We start from the raw sequence: 14,646 nt of genomic DNA on the forward strand, positions 1-14,646 counted from the left end.
ATTGCATGCCTGCCATGACCACCGGTCGCGCACTGCCCCGGCCACGCGCCAGCGGCTTCACGCTGATCGAATTGCTGGTGGTGATGGTCATCATCGGCGTCACCCTGGGCCTGGTGTCGCTGAACGCCATGCCGAATGGCCAGCAAGCGCTGCAGAAGGAAGCGGAGCGCATCGCCCTGCTGCTGCAGCTGGCGCGCGATGAAGCCATCGTGCGCAGCCGGCAGGTGGCGTTCGAGGCGGACGAAAATCAATACCGTTTCCTGGTCCTCAATGAAAAGCTGTGGCAACCCGTGACGCAGGACGATTTGCTGCGCGAGCGGGCGTTTGCCAACACGCCTATGCTGCTCAGCGTGCAGCCCTCGAACAGCGTGGCCCAGCCGCTGCGCATCATCTTCGGCCGCGAACCGGTCGACAAGCCTTTCGTGCTGACCCTGGCCAGCGGCGAGCGCAGCGTGGCCATCCGCGCCGACGGCATCGGCCACTTCACGGTCGAGCAATGATGGGGCGCTCATTTCACCGCCGCCAGCGCGGCTCGCAATCCGGCTTCACTTTGCTGGAAGTGCTGGTCGCCCTCGTCATCGTCGGCACGGCCCTGGGCGCCTCCTTGCGCGCCGTCGGCAGCCTGACGCAAAACAGCGACGGCTTGCGCAGCGCCATGATGGCCACCTGGTCGGCGGAAAACCATCTGGTGCGCCTGCGCCTTGCAAAAACCTTCCCGCAGACGGGCAAGCGCACGGTCGACTGCCCGCAGGGCGACCTGAAACTGATCTGTGAAGAGGAAGTGGTGGCCACGCCGAATCCCCGCATCCGGCAAGTGCGCGTGAACGTGTACGACGTGCAATATCCAGCCCGGCGCATCGTGCGCCTGGTGTTACTTTCCTTTAACGACTGATGGCGCGCCGCACTGTCCCTGCCGACGGTTTCACGCTGATCGAGCTGCTCGTGGCGATCGGCATCCTGGCCATGGTCGCCGTGCTGGGCTGGCGCGGCCTGGACAGCATCATGCGTTCGCGCGAAGTGTTGACCAGCCAGCTCGAGCAGGCGCGCGGCATGCAGCTGGCGTTTGCCCAGATGCAGAGCGATTGCGACCACCTGGCCGGCGCCGGCCAGAATACCAGTCTGCTCAATGGCCGCACCAACCTGACGGCAGAAAACGACCGCCTGACCCTGGTGCGCCTGGCCGCGTCGGAACAGGAGCCGCAGCAGTTGCAAGTGGTCACTTACCGCCTGCGCGGCGGCGTGCTGACGCGGCGCGAGTCGAACGGCACGCGCGACCTGGCCGTGCTCGACACCCTGTGGCAGGCGGCGCGCGACGATACCGATAGCTCGAACGCCGACGTGGCCCTGATGCGCGGCGTCGACAGCATGGTCATGCGCGGCTGGAGCAATGGCGCCTGGAACGTGCTGACGGCGGGCGCCACCATCTCCACGCAAGTGCCGGGCCTGGAAGTGACCTTGCAGATGCCGGGCCAGGATGCGGGCCTGTCCAAGGTCTTTTTATTGGGGCCGGGATGAAGACTTTTACACGTCCCTCGCGTCAGCGCGGCGTGGCCGTCATCACGGCCTTGCTGCTGACGGCGCTGGCCATCACCGTCGTCGCCAGTCTGTTCTGGCAGCAGCAGGTGCAAGTGCGTTCGATGGAAAACCAGCGTTTGCGCCTGCAGACGCAGTGGGCCATGCGCGGCATGGTCGACTTTGCCCGTTTCTGGTTGCGCCAAGACAATCCCATGCTGACGGCGGCCGATGGTGTCTGGGCCACGCCCATCGAGGAAGCGCGGCTTGACGATTATGTGGACCGCGAAAAGGTCGACACGGAAAAATTCGACGCCACCGTCTCGGGCCGCGCGCTCGATGCGCAGGCGCGGTTTAACATCACCAACCTGGCCACCGCCACGGGCATCGTCAGCCAGCCCCACGTGCAGGCGTACCAGCGGCTGCTGTCCAACTTGCAGCTCGATAGTTCCCTGGCGCAGGCGACGGCCGACGCCGTGCTGCGCGCGCGGCCGAAACCACGCACCGCCGACAGCGGTGCCGATGGCAAGACGCCCGTTGCCAAGCCCGCCACGGGCGGCAGCAGCGAGCCGGTGGCGTTCACGCAGGTCGAGGATTTGCTGGCCGTGCCCGGCTATACGCCGCAGATGATCGAGAAACTGCGCGACTTCGTCATCGTGCTGCCGGAAATCACACCCGTGAACGTGAATACGGCGCCGGCCGAGGTGCTGTCGGCCGTGACCATGATGTCGCTGTCCGAGGCCAGTGCCCTGACTTTGAGCAATCCGCGTAAAAAGTTTGTTGATTTGGCAAACTTCAAGAATAATATTGATGCTAAGCAAGTGATCGAAGGTATCGAGCTTGATGTGAAGAGCCGCTACTTCCTCACCGTGATCCGTGTGCGGCTGGACCGTGCCGCCCTTGATGCCGTGGCGCTCGTCAATCGAAAAACGGATCCGCAGCGCACCACCAGCCTGGTCTGGTTGCGGGAAAATTAACAGCTGAAAGCGAGTCACTTTGACAATATTGTATATCCGTCACCCGGCCAAGGCGTCCACCGACAGCGCGCCTGCCTGCTCCTTCGTGCTGGCCGGCGACGGCGGCGCCCTGCTGCAGCAGGGCAGCGCGCCGCTGGGCAGCCTGGGCCAGCTGATCGCCGGCGCGCAGCGCGTCGTGCTGCTGCTGGCGGCGGCCGACGTGACCCTGCTGCGCCTGAAAACGCCGCCTCTTGCTGGCGCCCGCTTGCGCGCGGCCCTGCCGGGCCTGGTGGAAGAACACATTCTTGGCGACGCCCAGGATTGCCTGCTGGCCGCCGGTGCGCCCGACGCGTCCGGCATGCGCACGGTGGCCGTGGCGCAGCGCGCCTGGGCCGAGGTACTCGTGAAAGCCTTGCTGGCGCAGGGCGCGCGCAAGGTGGCGCTGTTGCCGTCGCAGCTGTGCCTGCCCTTGCAGCCGGGCAGCGTGACGGCTGCCCTGCAGGCCAGCGGCGACAGCCTGGAACTGGCCTTGCGCCAGGCGCCGCAAGAGGGCCTGGGCCTCGTATTGCCGGCCCAGCCGCAGCAGGCGCTGCTGACGACGCGCGCGTTTGCCGGCGACGTGCCGCTGACGGTCTATGTGGCGCAGGCCGAGCTGGCGCAGTATCAACAGCTGGCCGCCGGCATGGATGGCGTGACGGTGGAGCCGGATCACTGGGCGCACTGGATCGCCGGCGCCAAAAATGCGGGGCTGGACCTGGCGAGTGCCCTGGGCACGGCCACGGGATCGGCCACCGAATGGCGCCGCTGGCGCTGGCCGCTGCGCCTGGCGCTGCTGGCCGTGGTCGTCAACCTGGCGGGCATGAATATTGAATGGATGCGGCTGAAGCGCGAAGCCGCCACCGTGCGCACCTCGATGCAGCAAACCTTCAAGGCCGCGTATCCGAACGAAGCGCCCGTGTACGGCCTGGAAGCGGAACAGATGCGGCGCAATATCGCCGCCGCCCGCCTGCAAAGCGGGCAAGCCAGCATGGATGATTTCACGAGCATGAGCGCGGCCCTGGGCGAGGCGCTGGGCGGCCTGGCCGGGCGCGGCGTGGTGGCGTCGCTGGAATACCGCGAGCGCAGCCTGATCGTCAAGCTGAAACCGGACATGGTCGACGCCAGCGCCCAGGCACAGGTGCGCGACGGCCTGGCCGCGCGCAAGCTGGCCTTGAATGAAACGGCGCCGGGCGTGTGGAAGATCACGCCGGCCACGGGAGCAAAAGCATGAGTGCAGCAGTCAACAAGGCGCGCGCCGCGCTGGCGGGACAACAGCAGGCCGTGCAGGCCTTCTGGGCCGAGCGCACGCCGCAGGAGCGCAAGCTCTTGACCATCGGCGGTGTCGTGGCGGGACTGGCCCTCGTCTATGCCGTGTTCTTCGAGCCTGCCTGGACAGGCCGCATCGCCTTGCAAAAGAGCTTGCCCGAGCTGCGCCAGAACGCGGCCCAGTTGCAGGCGCTGGCGCGTGAAGCGGGCGAACTGGCGCGCCAGACGCCCGTGCAGGTCGCTCCCATGGCCCGTGAAAGCCTCGACGCCTCGCTGAAAGCGCGCGGATTGACGCCGCAATCGCTGTCGCTGACGGGGGAATATGCGCGCGTGCAGCTGAACGGCGTGCCGTTCGCCAGCGTCATGCTGTGGCTGGACGGCTTGCGCCGCGAAGGCCGCGTGGCCGTGCAGGAAGCGAAGATCACGGCGCAGGGCAAGGCGGGGCTGGTCGACGCCAGCCTGACCCTGCACCAGAGCCCGGGCGCGGCACGATGATGCGCCTGCTTGGCTGGCTGCTGGCCATCATCGTCAGCGTCTGCGTCACCCTGCTGGTGTTTTTCCCGGCCAGCTGGGTCGCTGGCATCGTGGAAAAGCAGACGGGCGGACGTTTGACCTTGGGCGACGCGCAAGGTACCCTGTGGCGCGGCTCGGCCTTTATCGGCGGGGCGGCCAGCGCGAATGGCGCCGTAACGCCGCTGCTGCCGGGGCGTTTCAGCTGGCGCATTTCGCCCTCGGTGCTGTGGGGATCGGCGGACGTGGAACTGCAAAACCCGCAGGCGCTGTCGCAGCCGGTGAACCTGCGCGGCTCGTGGTCGCACTGGCAAGTGAGCCCGGCGGCCCTGCTGCTGCCGGCCGATGGCCTCGGCGGCCTTGGTGCGCCATTGAATACGGTGGCGCCGACGGGCAGCATGCGCCTGTCGTGGAGCACCTTGCAGCTGGCCCTGGAGCAGCGGCAGTTTTCCGCCGTCGGCCGCACCACCTTGCAGATGACGGACATGGCGTCGCGCCTGTCGTCCTTGCGTCCGCTGGGCAGCTACGAGCTCGATTTCGATTGGCAGGGGCAGCAGGCGACGTTGACACTGCGCTCCATCAAGGGACCGCTGCTGCTTGACGGCAGCGGCAGCCTGCAACAGGGGCGCATGCAGTTTTCCGGCCAGGCCCAGGCCGCAGCAGGATATGAAGAGACCTTGGCGAGTTTGTTGAATTTGCTGGGACAGCGCCGTAGCAATAGCGAAAAAAACATCATCGCCTTAGAGTTCAGACAATGAAAAAACCATCCGTGAGCCCCATTACCTCCTCCTTCTCGCTGCGCCGCCTGTCGGCCGCCGCCTTGCTGTGCTGTTCCGTGGCCTGCATGCCGGCGCCCGTCTGGGCCGCGCCCGGCGATGAAGCGGCGCTCAATTTCGTCGGCGCCGACATCGAGTCGGTGATCAAGGCGGTGGGCCATTACACCAACATCAATTTCGTCATCGACCCGCGCGTCAAGGGCACGATCACCCTGGTGTCGGAAAAGTCGATCAGCAAGACCCAGGCGTTCGGGCTGCTGGCCTCCGCGCTGCGCCTGCAAGGCTATGCGGTGGTCTCCGGCGACGGCTATGCAAAAGTGGTGCCGGAAGCGGACGCCAAGCTGCAATCCGTGCCGACCCAGGTGGGCAATGGCGCCAGCCAGGTGAAGGGCGACCAGATCGCCACCCAGGTGTTTTACCTGAACTACGAATCGTCGGCCAATCTGCTGGCCGTGCTGCGGCCCCTGATTTCGCCGAACAACACGATCAACGCCAACCCGGGCAACAACTCGCTGGTGATCACCGATTACGCGGATAACCTCAAGCGCCTGGCGAAGATCATCGCCGCGCTCGACGTGCCCGCGTCGACGGACCTGGACGTGATCCCCGTGCGTTACGCCATCGCGTCCGACCTGGCCTCGATGGTGAACAAGTTGATGGAAGGCGGCAATGCGGGCGCCGCCGCAGGGGCGGACGCGGGCAAGGTGTCCGTGCTGGCCGACCCGCGCACCAATTCGCTGGTGCTGCGCGCGCCATCGGCGGCGCGTGCCAACCTGGCCAAGTCGCTGATCTCGAAGCTGGACCAGCCCACCACGCAGCTGGGCAATGTGCACGTGGTGTACTTGAAAAATGCGGACGCCACCAAGCTGGCGCAGACCCTGCGCTCGGTGGTGACGTCGGACGGCACGGCCGCGTCGGCGCAGCAGGGCACCAGCAACCAGAGCACGAACAACCAGATCAGCCAGAACAACAGCGGCATGAACAGCACTGGCCTGGGCGGCAATACGCAAAGCGGCACCACGGGCGGCGCGTCGCTGAACAACGGGCCGCAGCAGCTGTCGTCGGGCGGCGCGGCCGGCTTCATCCAGGCCGATGCGTCGACGAACACCCTGATCCTGACCTGCAACGAAGCCGTCTACCGCAACCTGCGCGCCGTGATCGACCAGCTTGACGTGCGCCGCGCCCAGGTCTACATCGAGGCGCTGATCGTCGAAGTGACGTCGGCCAAGGCATCCGAATTCGGCGTGCAGTGGCTGGGGCTTTCCGGCGACAGCACCAGCAACTACCGCGTGGGCGCGCTGCAGTCGTTCGCTTCGGGCACCAGCAACAACATCGCCGCCATCGCCACGGGCGGCGGCAAGGTCTTGCCGACGGGCGGCCTGACGGTCGGCATCTTCAAGCAGATCAACGGCGCGCTGGGCCTGGGCGCCGTGGCGCATGCGCTGGAATCGGACGGCAACGCCAATATCCTGTCGACGCCGAACCTGATTACCCTGGACAATGAACTGGCGACCATCAAGGTGGGCCAGAACGTGCCTATCCTGACGGGCCAGTACACCAGCACGGCCGGCACCAACACGAACCCGTTCCAGACCATCGACCGCAAGGAAGTGGGCCTGACCCTGAAGGTGCGTCCGCAGATTTCCGAGGGCGGCACCATCAAGCTGGGCATCTATCACGAGACGTCGAGCGTGGACAAATCCACGGCGTCGGCCGTCAGCGGCATCACCATCAACAACCGCGTGATCGAAAACAATGTGCTGGCCGACGATGGCCAGATCATCGTGCTCGGCGGCCTGATCGAGGACAGCACGGGCGACAACGCGGAAAAAGTGCGCGGCCTGGGCGACATTCCCCTGATCGGCAACCTGTTCAAGTACCAGACGCGCGAGCGCAAGAAAACCAATCTGATGATCTTCCTGCGCCCCGTCATCGTGCGCAACAAGGAGCAAAGCGGCAGCCTGGCGGCCGACCGCTACGACTACATGCGTTCGGCCGAAACGGCCGCCGTGCCAGCCACGGGCAATTTGATGCTGAAAGACCTTGGCACGCCGGTGCTGCCGGCCCTGCAGGATGGCCAGCCGGTGGGCGGCAGCATGGTGACGCGTCCCGTGCCGCCGGCGCCGACGCCGCCGCCAGGCGCGCCGGCCAATGCGGCCACGCCGCCGCAGCCGCTGCTGCAGCAATATCAACAACAGCAACAGCCGCAGAAGTGATCGGGTCGCCATGAGTAATCTGCTTCCCTACGCCTATGCGCGCGATTTCGGCTTGCTGGCCCGGCCCGGCGCTGTCGACGGCGCCCCTGTCGACGTGCTGGTGGCCGCATCGACGGCGCCGGCGGCCATTGCCGAAGTGTCGCGCCGTTTCGGCCAGATCCAGCTGACGGTCTTGCCGCGCGGCGAACTCGATGCGGCCATTGCCGGCGCCTACGCGGGCGGCGGCGGCGACGCCTCGCAGATGGCCGATGAATTCGACGCCGACCTCGATCTGACCAAGCTGCTGCAGGACGTGCCGGCCATCGAGGATTTGCTCGAATCGTCCGACGACGCGCCCGTCATCCGCATGATCAACGCGCTGCTCACGCAGGCGCTGCGCGAAGGCGCGTCCGACATCCACATCGAGCCGTTCGAACAGACCTCCGTCGTGCGCTTCCGCATCGACGGCAGCCTGCGCGACGTCGTGCGCCCCCGTAAAGCCATTCACGGCTCGCTGATTTCGCGGATCAAGATCATGGCGCAGCTCGACATCGCCGAAAAACGCTTGCCGCAGGACGGCCGCATCACCCTGCGCGTGGGCGGAAAACCCGTCGACGTGCGCGTCTCGACCCTGCCCACGGGGCATGGCGAACGGGCCGTATTGCGTTTGCTGGACAAGGAGGCGGGCCGCCTCGACCTGCAGCACCTGGGCATGAGCGCGCCCATGCTGGCGCAGTTCGATGGCCTGATCACGCAGCCGCACGGCATCGTGCTCGTCACGGGCCCCACCGGTTCGGGCAAGACGACCACCTTGTACGCGGCGCTGTCGATGCTCAACGCGACGACGACGAACATCCTGACGGTGGAAGACCCGATCGAGTACGACCTGGCCGGCGTGGGCCAGACGCAGGTCAACCCGCGCATCGACATGACGTTTGCCAAGGCCCTGCGGGCGATTTTGCGGCAGGACCCGGACGTGATCATGATCGGCGAGATCCGCGACCTGGAAACGGCGCAGATCGCCGTGCAGGCCTCCCTGACGGGCCACTTGGTGCTGGCGACCCTGCACACGAACGACGCTTCGGCGGCCGTCACGCGCCTGCTCGACATGGGCATCGAACCGTTCCTGCTGTCGTCGTCCCTGCTCGGTGTGCTGGCGCAGCGGCTGGTGCGCAAACTGTGCGGCTCCTGCAAAACCTTCGATGGCCAGTACTGGCAGGCGGTCGGCTGCGAGCATTGCGGCCAGACGGGCTACCAGGGCCGCGTGGGCGTGTACGAGCTGCTGCGCACGACGGAGCAGATCCGCGCGCAGATCCACAACCGCGCGTCGGAGGCGGAAGTGCGCACGGTGGCTCTGCAGGACGGCATGCTGAGCATGCGCGACGACGGCGAACGCTGGCTGCGCGACGGCACCACCACGCAGGCTGAATTGCTGCGCGTGACCAAAGACTAGGCCCGCCACCATGCCCGCATTCCGCTATGAAGCCGTCGACGCCCAGGGCGCCACCCGCAAGGGCGTGCTCAATGCCGACAGTCCCCGTTCCGCGCGCGCCGAGCTGCGCGTGCAAGGCCTGGTGCCGCTGGCCGTCGAACCGATCGCCGCGCAGGTGGACGCCGCCGGCGTCACCAAGCGGCGCGGCTTCGGCGAGCGCCTGTCGAGCACCGAGCTGGCCCTGTTTACGCGCCAGCTGGCCAGTTTGCTCGAGGCGGGCCTGCCGCTGGAGCAGGCCTTTTCCGCGCTGCTGGAACAGGCCGAGCGGCCGTATCTGCGCGACCTGATCGCCTCGATCCGTTCGGAAGTGATCGGCGGCGCCGCGTTTTCCGACGTGCTGGCGCGCCATCCGCGCGATTTTGCCGAGATCTATCGGGCGCTGGTGGCGTCGGGCGAGCAGATCGGCCATCTGTCGCGCGTGCTCTCGCGCCTGGCCGACTATATCGAGCGGCGCAATGCGCTGGTGCAGAAGGTCAAGCTGGCGTTTACGTATCCTGCCATCGTCACCGTGGTGGCGTTTTCCATCGTAATTTTCCTGCTTACCTACGTGGTGCCGCAGATCGTTTCTGTTTTCGCCAATACCAAGCAAAAGCTGCCCATGCTCACCGTGATCATGCTGGCGCTGTCGGACTTCGTGCGCAACTATGGCCTCATCGTGGCCGTGATCCTGGCCGGCGCCTGGTTCGCCTGGCGCCGCGCGCTGCAGCAGCCGGCCCTGAAACGGCGCTGGCATACCTGGCTGCTGACGGCTCCCTTGTATGGGAAATTCGAGCGCAGCCTGAATACGGCGCGCTTTGCCAGCACCCTGGCCATCACCACGGGGTCCGGCGTGCCGATCCTGCGCGCGCTCGACACGAGCCGCGACACGCTTACCAACGTGGCGATGCAGGAACTGGTGACTGACGCCAGCGGCGCCGTGCGCGAGGGCGTCAGCCTGGCGCGCGCGCTGTCGGCGCAAAAGCACTTTCCACCGATGCTGATCCACATGATACGCGCCGGTGAAATCACGGGCGAGCTGCCGGCCATGCTGGAACGCGCGGCCAGCGCGCAGGAGCAGGACCTGGAACGCCGCACGCTGACCATCGCCGGCCTGCTGGAGCCGGCCCTGATCCTGGCCATGGGCGTGGTGGTGCTGCTGATCGTGCTGGCCGTGCTGATGCCGATTATCGAAATCAATCAGCTCGTCAGATAAGAAACCCAAGGAAGCCATGAAGCGTTTGCCTCAATTTACAAGTTTGCTCGCCGTCGTGGCGCTGTCCGTGTCGCTGGCCTATTGGGCCATGCAGCTGTTCAAGGCGCCGCAGCGCCCCATCAATCCGCCCGCCGTGCCGGTGGTGCAGGATGCCAGCGTGGAGGCGGGTGCTTCGCTGTTCGGCGGCCAGGTCAGCGTGGCCACGGCCAGCAACTACCAGCTCAAGGGCGTGGTCGCCGCCGGCAATGGCCGCGGCAGCGTGGCCATCATCTCGACCGATGGCAAGCCGTCCGTGGCCTTGCCGGAGGGCGCCGAGGTGGTGCCCGGCGTGACGGTGCTGGAAGTGCATGCGCGCCACGTGCTGCTGCGCGATGGCGGCGTGAGCAAGCGCATCGACCTGGTGGCCGACGACAAGGCGCTGGCCTTGCCGGGACCAGTGTCCGCCACCCCAACGCCTGCAGCGGCGCCGGCGCCGGCATCGAACCTGGTGCCGCCGCCGCTGCCGATGGAGCAGCAGCGTCCGGCCACCATCATGCCGGCGGCGCCGCAAGTGACCAGCAGCACGCCGCCGTCGAATTAACGCCGTTCTTATCGTATTTTGCCGATGGCGCCGTGCCGCCATCGCGACAGGAGTCCTCATGTTTTCGATCCGTGCCGTCCTGGCGGGCTGCGTGGCGGCGCTGTGCGCCTTGCCGCAAGCCGGCGCCGCAGCCGACGTTCCCGCCGTCACGCTTTCCCCTGTTTCCACCGTGGCCGTTCCCGCGCCCGTGCCGGCGCGTCCGCGCATCGCCCTCGTGCTGTCGGGCGGCGGCGCGCGCGGCCTCGCGCATATCGGCGTATTGAAAGTGCTGCAGGAGCTGCATGTGCCGATCGACATGGTGGTCGGCACCAGCATGGGCGGCGTGGTGGGCGGCGCGTATGCGGCCGGCGCTTCCGTGGCGGACCTGGAAAAGATGGCGCGCGAGACCAACTGGGCGCGCGTGGTGGCCGACCGGCCGCCGCGCGACGAATTGGCGTTCCGCCGCCGCGAGGAAGATTTATTGCTGCCGTCGCGCATCGAGTTTGGCACCAGCCGCAATGGCATTTCCACGCCGCCGGCGGCGGCCAGCAATGCGGCGCTGGAAATGGCCTTGAACCGGCTGCTGCCGGCCGGCATGCGCGATCGTCCCGCCAGCCAGCTGCCGCTGCCTTTCCGCTCGGTGGCGTCGGACCTGGTCAATGGTGAACTGGTGGAACTGGTCGACACGCCTTTGTTCCTGTCGATGCGCGCCTCGCTGGCCGTGCCGGGCGTGTTTGCCCCCGTGCGCGTGAATAACCGGCTGGTGGTCGATGGGGGCCTGGTGCGCAACCTGCCCGTTGACATGGCGCGCGCCATGGGCGCCGACATCATCATCGCCGTCAACGTGGGCACGCCGCTGGCGCCGGAAAAAGAGCTGGGCAGCGCCATCGGTGTGGCGCAGCAGATGCTGCAAATCCTCACGGAGCAGAACGTGCAGCGCTCGCTCAAGGAGCTGCAGCCGCAGGATATCCTGGTGGCGCCCGACCTGACGGGCGTCAGTTTCCTCGACTTTGAAAACTATGCGCGCGCCATGCGCGCGGGCGAACAGGCGGCGCAAGCCTTGGCCGCCCGCCTGGCGCCGCTGGCCCTGCCGCCGGAGCAGTATGCGGCGCGCGAGCAGCTGCGCCTGGCGGCGCCGGCCCTGCTGGACGTGGCCCTGCCGCTTACGCGCCTGGCAGTGGAGAGCGAAGGCGAAATCAATCCGCGCATCCTGCAGGCCCAATCGGGCTTGGTGGAAGGGCAGTCGGTCAGTCAGGAAGATGTGCTCAAGGCGGCCGCCAGACTGTATGGCCGCGGCGACGTGGCGCGCGTGGAGACGGAAGTGGTCGACGCGGGCGACCAGCGCACGGTCAATATCAAGGCCGTCGAGGCGCCATGGGCCAGCAACCGCCTGCGCGTGGGCCTGGAAATGGCCAGCGATTTCAGGGACAGCAATACCTTTGCCCTGAAGCTGCTGCACGTGCGCTCGAACTTGAACAGCTGGGGCGGCGAATTGCGCAGCATGGCGCAGATCGGCAATGCGCGCGGCTATGGGGTGCAGTTCTGGCAGCCGCTTGGGGCCGGCAACCCGTGGTATATCGCGCCGGAACTGCAGTACAGCTCGTCGGCGATGGATTTGTTCGACAAGGGCCGGCGCAGCTCCCGTGTGACATATAACGGCCAGACGGCGGCGCTGGTACTGGGACGCCAGTTCGGTACCTGGGGCGATCTGCGGTTTGGCGTCACGCGCACGGAGGTCAAGGGCAGGCTGGCGATTCCGGCCGACCCTACGCTGCCGGAGTCGCGCGCACTGGGCACCACGCAGTTTGTGCAGCTGCGCGTCGATACGCTCGATTCGCCGGGTTTCCCCACGCGCGGCATGCTGGTGGACGCCACCTGGACGCGTGATTCGAGCACGGGTTCGGGCGAAGCGGCCCTGGGCCGCTCTTCCATCACCGGCATGCAGGCTTTTAGCCGCGGCAACTGGGCCGGTCACGTGTATGGCGAATGGGCGCGCTCGCAGCGGGGCGAGGCGCCGCTCAGCCTGGGCGGCTTCCTGCGCCTGTCAGGCACGCAGTTCGAATCGGTGACGGGGCGCAGCGTGGCCCTGGCGCGCTTCGTGATGGCGCGCCGCATCGGTTCCCTGCCCAGCACCCTGGGCGGCGCCGTGCGGGCCGGCTTTTCGCTGGAAATGGGTGGCGGCTTCGACCAGAGCGAGCGCTGGAAATCCACCAAGTTCACGCAGGCCAGCAGCGCTTTCATTTCCGTCGATACGCGCTTCGGTCCCGTGTACGTGGCTTCGGGCGCATCGAAGGGTGGCGAGAGCACGTTTTATCTGTTCCTGGGACCGGTCTGGTAAGGAGCCGCCGGAGCTGCTGCCGCCGAGCTGCGGCGCAGGGCCGTGAAGGCGGCAAATTCCCATGAGCGAAAGCCCAGCAGCAGGGTAAAGCCATCGCGCTCGGCGGGCGCCAGGCGCCGGTCGTTCTGGTGCAGGCGCGCCAGTTCCTCGGCCAGCTGGCGGATCTTCTGCACCAGCTCCTGTGCGCTCGACAGCGACAGGCGTGCCGGGATGCACATCAGGGTTTCGCCGGCGCCGTCGAAATGCCCGCTGAAATAATCGGCCACCACGTGTTCGCGGAAGTACTGCTGCACCGGGCCGTCGGCCAGCCAGTGGAAGGCGTTCGAGACGCGCAGGCTGTAGCGGTTCAGCGGCTTGAGTTCGATCAAGCCCAGGCGGTCCAGTTCGGCCAGGCAGCCGATGCATTCGGCCTGCGTCAGCGCATACGTTTCCACCACCTGCTCCAGGCTCCAGTGACCGAGGCAGCAGATCGCCACCAGCAGCAGGCGCGGATGCGCCACCAGCGACTTTTCCTGCACCAGGGTGAGCGTGTCGGCATGCGGCGTGATGTCGGCCGCGCCGCGCAGCACGTCTTCCATGGCGATGCCCGAGGCCTTGCAGATCAGGGCCAGGCGCGACAGCGACATGTCGTGCTGGCCAAACATGCGCTTGACGCTCGACTCGCTCATGCCGATGCGTTCGGCCAGTACCTTGTACGTGATGCCGGCGGCGCGCAGTTGGGTGCGCAGCACGCGCAAAACCAGTTCAGGTGAGCTCACGGGATATCCTTTTTTACAAGTTTGGTAGCGGATGACGGTACCGAATGTAGCCGTTAATGGCACTTTGCACAAGCTGATAGTACTTTTCTGCAAAAGAGATGACACTCCCGCTTGTGGCTCGCGCAGCGCGCTACAACCAGGCAATCCATCCACTTGTAGAGGTTATCCATGTTCCCATCTTTCCGTTTCCCCGCAGCGCTGCTGGCGCTGGCCACCATCGCCCCACTGCATGCCACCGCAGCCGAGCCTGCACCAGGTCCCTTCTATGCGGGCGCCAGCTATGGCTTTCGCGCCAGCACGGGCCTCGATTGCATCGCCGGACAAAGCGATTGCGATAAAAGCAGCAAGCGCAATGGCAAGGCCTACCTGGGTTACAGTTTCGACGCGTTGCCGTTTCAGGGCGGCGTGGCCCTGCCTTCGATTGAGCTGGTGGGGTATATGGGCGGTGAGGTCAAGTCCGGCTTCGACACGGACGCGGGCAAGCGCGCTGGCCGCGGCAAGTTCACGGGCCTCGGCATGCAGGGCGTGCTCGGTTACCAGTTTGACGCGTTTACACTGAGTGGCCGCGCCGGCGCGGCCTACACGCAGGGCAAGGTCGATTATCTGGGCGGCGGTTCGGACAAGAAGAGCAAGATCGGCCTGACCTACGGCCTTGGCGCGGCGTATGCGCTGAACCAGAACTGGTCGCTGCACCTCGACTGGGACCGCGTGCCCGTCAAGTACAACAGCAAGCAAACGACCAAGGTCGACATGTTTTCGCTGGGCGCGTCCTACCGTTTCTAAGGGGATGCTGCTGCGGCAGAGAGTGGCCTGATGGCGGACGCCCTATAAAAGGGGTGTCCGCGGGCGGCCTATTTGTCCGTTTCTACTTTCAACAGCAGTTTCGCCAGCAGGCGTTTTTCCTGCTGGCGCTGGCCTGACACGGTTTTCACGTGCGCCCCGGCGGCGCGCTGCAGGGCTGCAGTGGCGACCGGGTTGCGCGGTTTTTGCGAGGGTTCGACGCGGAACTGCATTTTCTGCCGCGTCGCCAATGCCTTGTTTGCCATCGGTTTC

15 protein-coding genes are annotated in these 14,646 nt (G+C 66.4%); 13 read left to right on the forward strand and 2 right to left on the reverse strand.

The features are described from left to right. Positions 1-5: 5 nt before the first annotated feature. The 12 genes from VM94_RS02420 to VM94_RS02475 are packed head-to-tail and all read left to right on the forward strand — an operon-like array spanning position 6 to position 12,835. Positions 6-500, forward strand: a complete 495-nt coding sequence (locus VM94_RS02420; protein WP_046681998.1) for a GspH/FimT family pseudopilin — start codon at positions 6-8, stop codon at positions 498-500. Next, positions 497-892, forward strand: a complete 396-nt coding sequence (gene gspI, locus VM94_RS02425; protein WP_046681999.1) for a type II secretion system minor pseudopilin GspI — start codon at positions 497-499, stop codon at positions 890-892. The genes VM94_RS02420 and gspI overlap by 4 nt, the downstream gene beginning before the upstream one ends. Next, positions 892-1,515 carry a PulJ/GspJ family protein gene (locus tag VM94_RS02430; protein ID WP_046682000.1) on the forward strand — a complete coding sequence of 208 codons (624 nt, stop codon included), beginning with the start codon at positions 892-894 and terminating at the stop codon, positions 1,513-1,515. The genes gspI and VM94_RS02430 overlap by 1 nt, the downstream gene beginning before the upstream one ends. Continuing rightward, positions 1,512-2,489 (forward strand): type II secretion system minor pseudopilin GspK, encoded by a 978-nt coding sequence (gene gspK / locus VM94_RS02435; protein ID WP_046682001.1) that lies wholly within the window; start codon positions 1,512-1,514, stop codon positions 2,487-2,489. Before VM94_RS02430 ends, gspK begins: the two co-directional genes overlap by 4 nt. A 19-nt stretch (positions 2,490-2,508) precedes the next feature. After that, positions 2,509-3,738 (forward strand): type II secretion system protein GspL, encoded by a 1,230-nt coding sequence (gspL, locus tag VM94_RS02440; RefSeq protein ID WP_046682002.1) that lies wholly within the window; start codon positions 2,509-2,511, stop codon positions 3,736-3,738. Beyond that, positions 3,735-4,268, forward strand: coding sequence for a type II secretion system protein GspM (gene gspM, locus VM94_RS02445; protein ID WP_046682003.1), 534 nt, complete (start codon positions 3,735-3,737; stop codon positions 4,266-4,268). The genes gspL and gspM overlap by 4 nt, the downstream gene beginning before the upstream one ends. Beyond that, complete coding sequence (locus VM94_RS02450) at positions 4,265-5,041, forward strand: type II secretion system protein N (RefSeq protein WP_034753051.1); 777 nt, start codon at positions 4,265-4,267, stop codon at positions 5,039-5,041. Before gspM ends, VM94_RS02450 begins: the two co-directional genes overlap by 4 nt. Then, positions 5,038-7,275, forward strand: coding sequence for a type II secretion system secretin GspD (gene gspD, locus VM94_RS02455; RefSeq protein ID WP_046682004.1), 2,238 nt, complete (start codon positions 5,038-5,040; stop codon positions 7,273-7,275). The genes VM94_RS02450 and gspD overlap by 4 nt, the downstream gene beginning before the upstream one ends. A 10-nt stretch (positions 7,276-7,285) precedes the next feature. Next, positions 7,286-8,707: a type II secretion system ATPase GspE gene (gene gspE, locus VM94_RS02460; RefSeq protein ID WP_046682005.1), complete on the forward strand. Its 1,422-nt coding sequence runs from the start codon at positions 7,286-7,288 to the stop codon at positions 8,705-8,707. Positions 8,708-8,717: 10 nt separating this feature from the next. Next, positions 8,718-9,938 (forward strand): type II secretion system inner membrane protein GspF, encoded by a 1,221-nt coding sequence (gene gspF, locus VM94_RS02465; RefSeq protein ID WP_046682006.1) that lies wholly within the window; start codon positions 8,718-8,720, stop codon positions 9,936-9,938. A 16-nt stretch (positions 9,939-9,954) separates the two neighbouring features. Continuing rightward, positions 9,955-10,518 carry a type II secretion system protein N gene (locus VM94_RS02470; protein ID WP_082127514.1) on the forward strand — a complete coding sequence of 188 codons (564 nt, stop codon included), beginning with the start codon at positions 9,955-9,957 and terminating at the stop codon, positions 10,516-10,518. A gap of 58 nt (positions 10,519-10,576) precedes the next feature. Next, entirely contained in the window at positions 10,577-12,835 is a 2,259-nt protein-coding gene (locus VM94_RS02475; protein WP_046682007.1) for a patatin-like phospholipase family protein, read from the forward strand. On the opposite strand, the gene VM94_RS02480 is transcribed toward VM94_RS02475, so the two are convergent. After that, on the reverse strand, positions 12,808-13,593 hold the full coding sequence (locus VM94_RS02480; RefSeq protein ID WP_046682008.1) for a helix-turn-helix domain-containing protein: 786 nt from the start codon (positions 13,591-13,593) through the stop codon (positions 12,808-12,810). The two genes, VM94_RS02475 and VM94_RS02480, sit on opposite strands and share 28 nt — an antisense overlap. Positions 13,594-13,761: 168 nt before the next feature. Here VM94_RS02480 and VM94_RS02485 point away from each other — a divergent pair, with 168 nt between their 5' ends. Next, on the forward strand, positions 13,762-14,376 hold the full coding sequence (locus VM94_RS02485) for an outer membrane protein (RefSeq protein WP_046682009.1): 615 nt from the start codon (positions 13,762-13,764) through the stop codon (positions 14,374-14,376). 68 nt (positions 14,377-14,444) lie between these two features. Here the strand turns inward: VM94_RS02485 and VM94_RS02490 are convergent, their stop codons facing one another. After that, complete coding sequence (locus tag VM94_RS02490) at positions 14,445-14,639, reverse strand: hypothetical protein (protein ID WP_034753063.1); 195 nt, start codon at positions 14,637-14,639, stop codon at positions 14,445-14,447. Between the last annotated feature and the right edge of the window lie 7 nt (positions 14,640-14,646).

Source organism: Janthinobacterium sp. KBS0711 (genome assembly GCF_000988085.1).
Taxonomy (GTDB): domain Bacteria; phylum Pseudomonadota; class Gammaproteobacteria; order Burkholderiales; family Burkholderiaceae_D; genus Janthinobacterium; species Janthinobacterium lividum_E.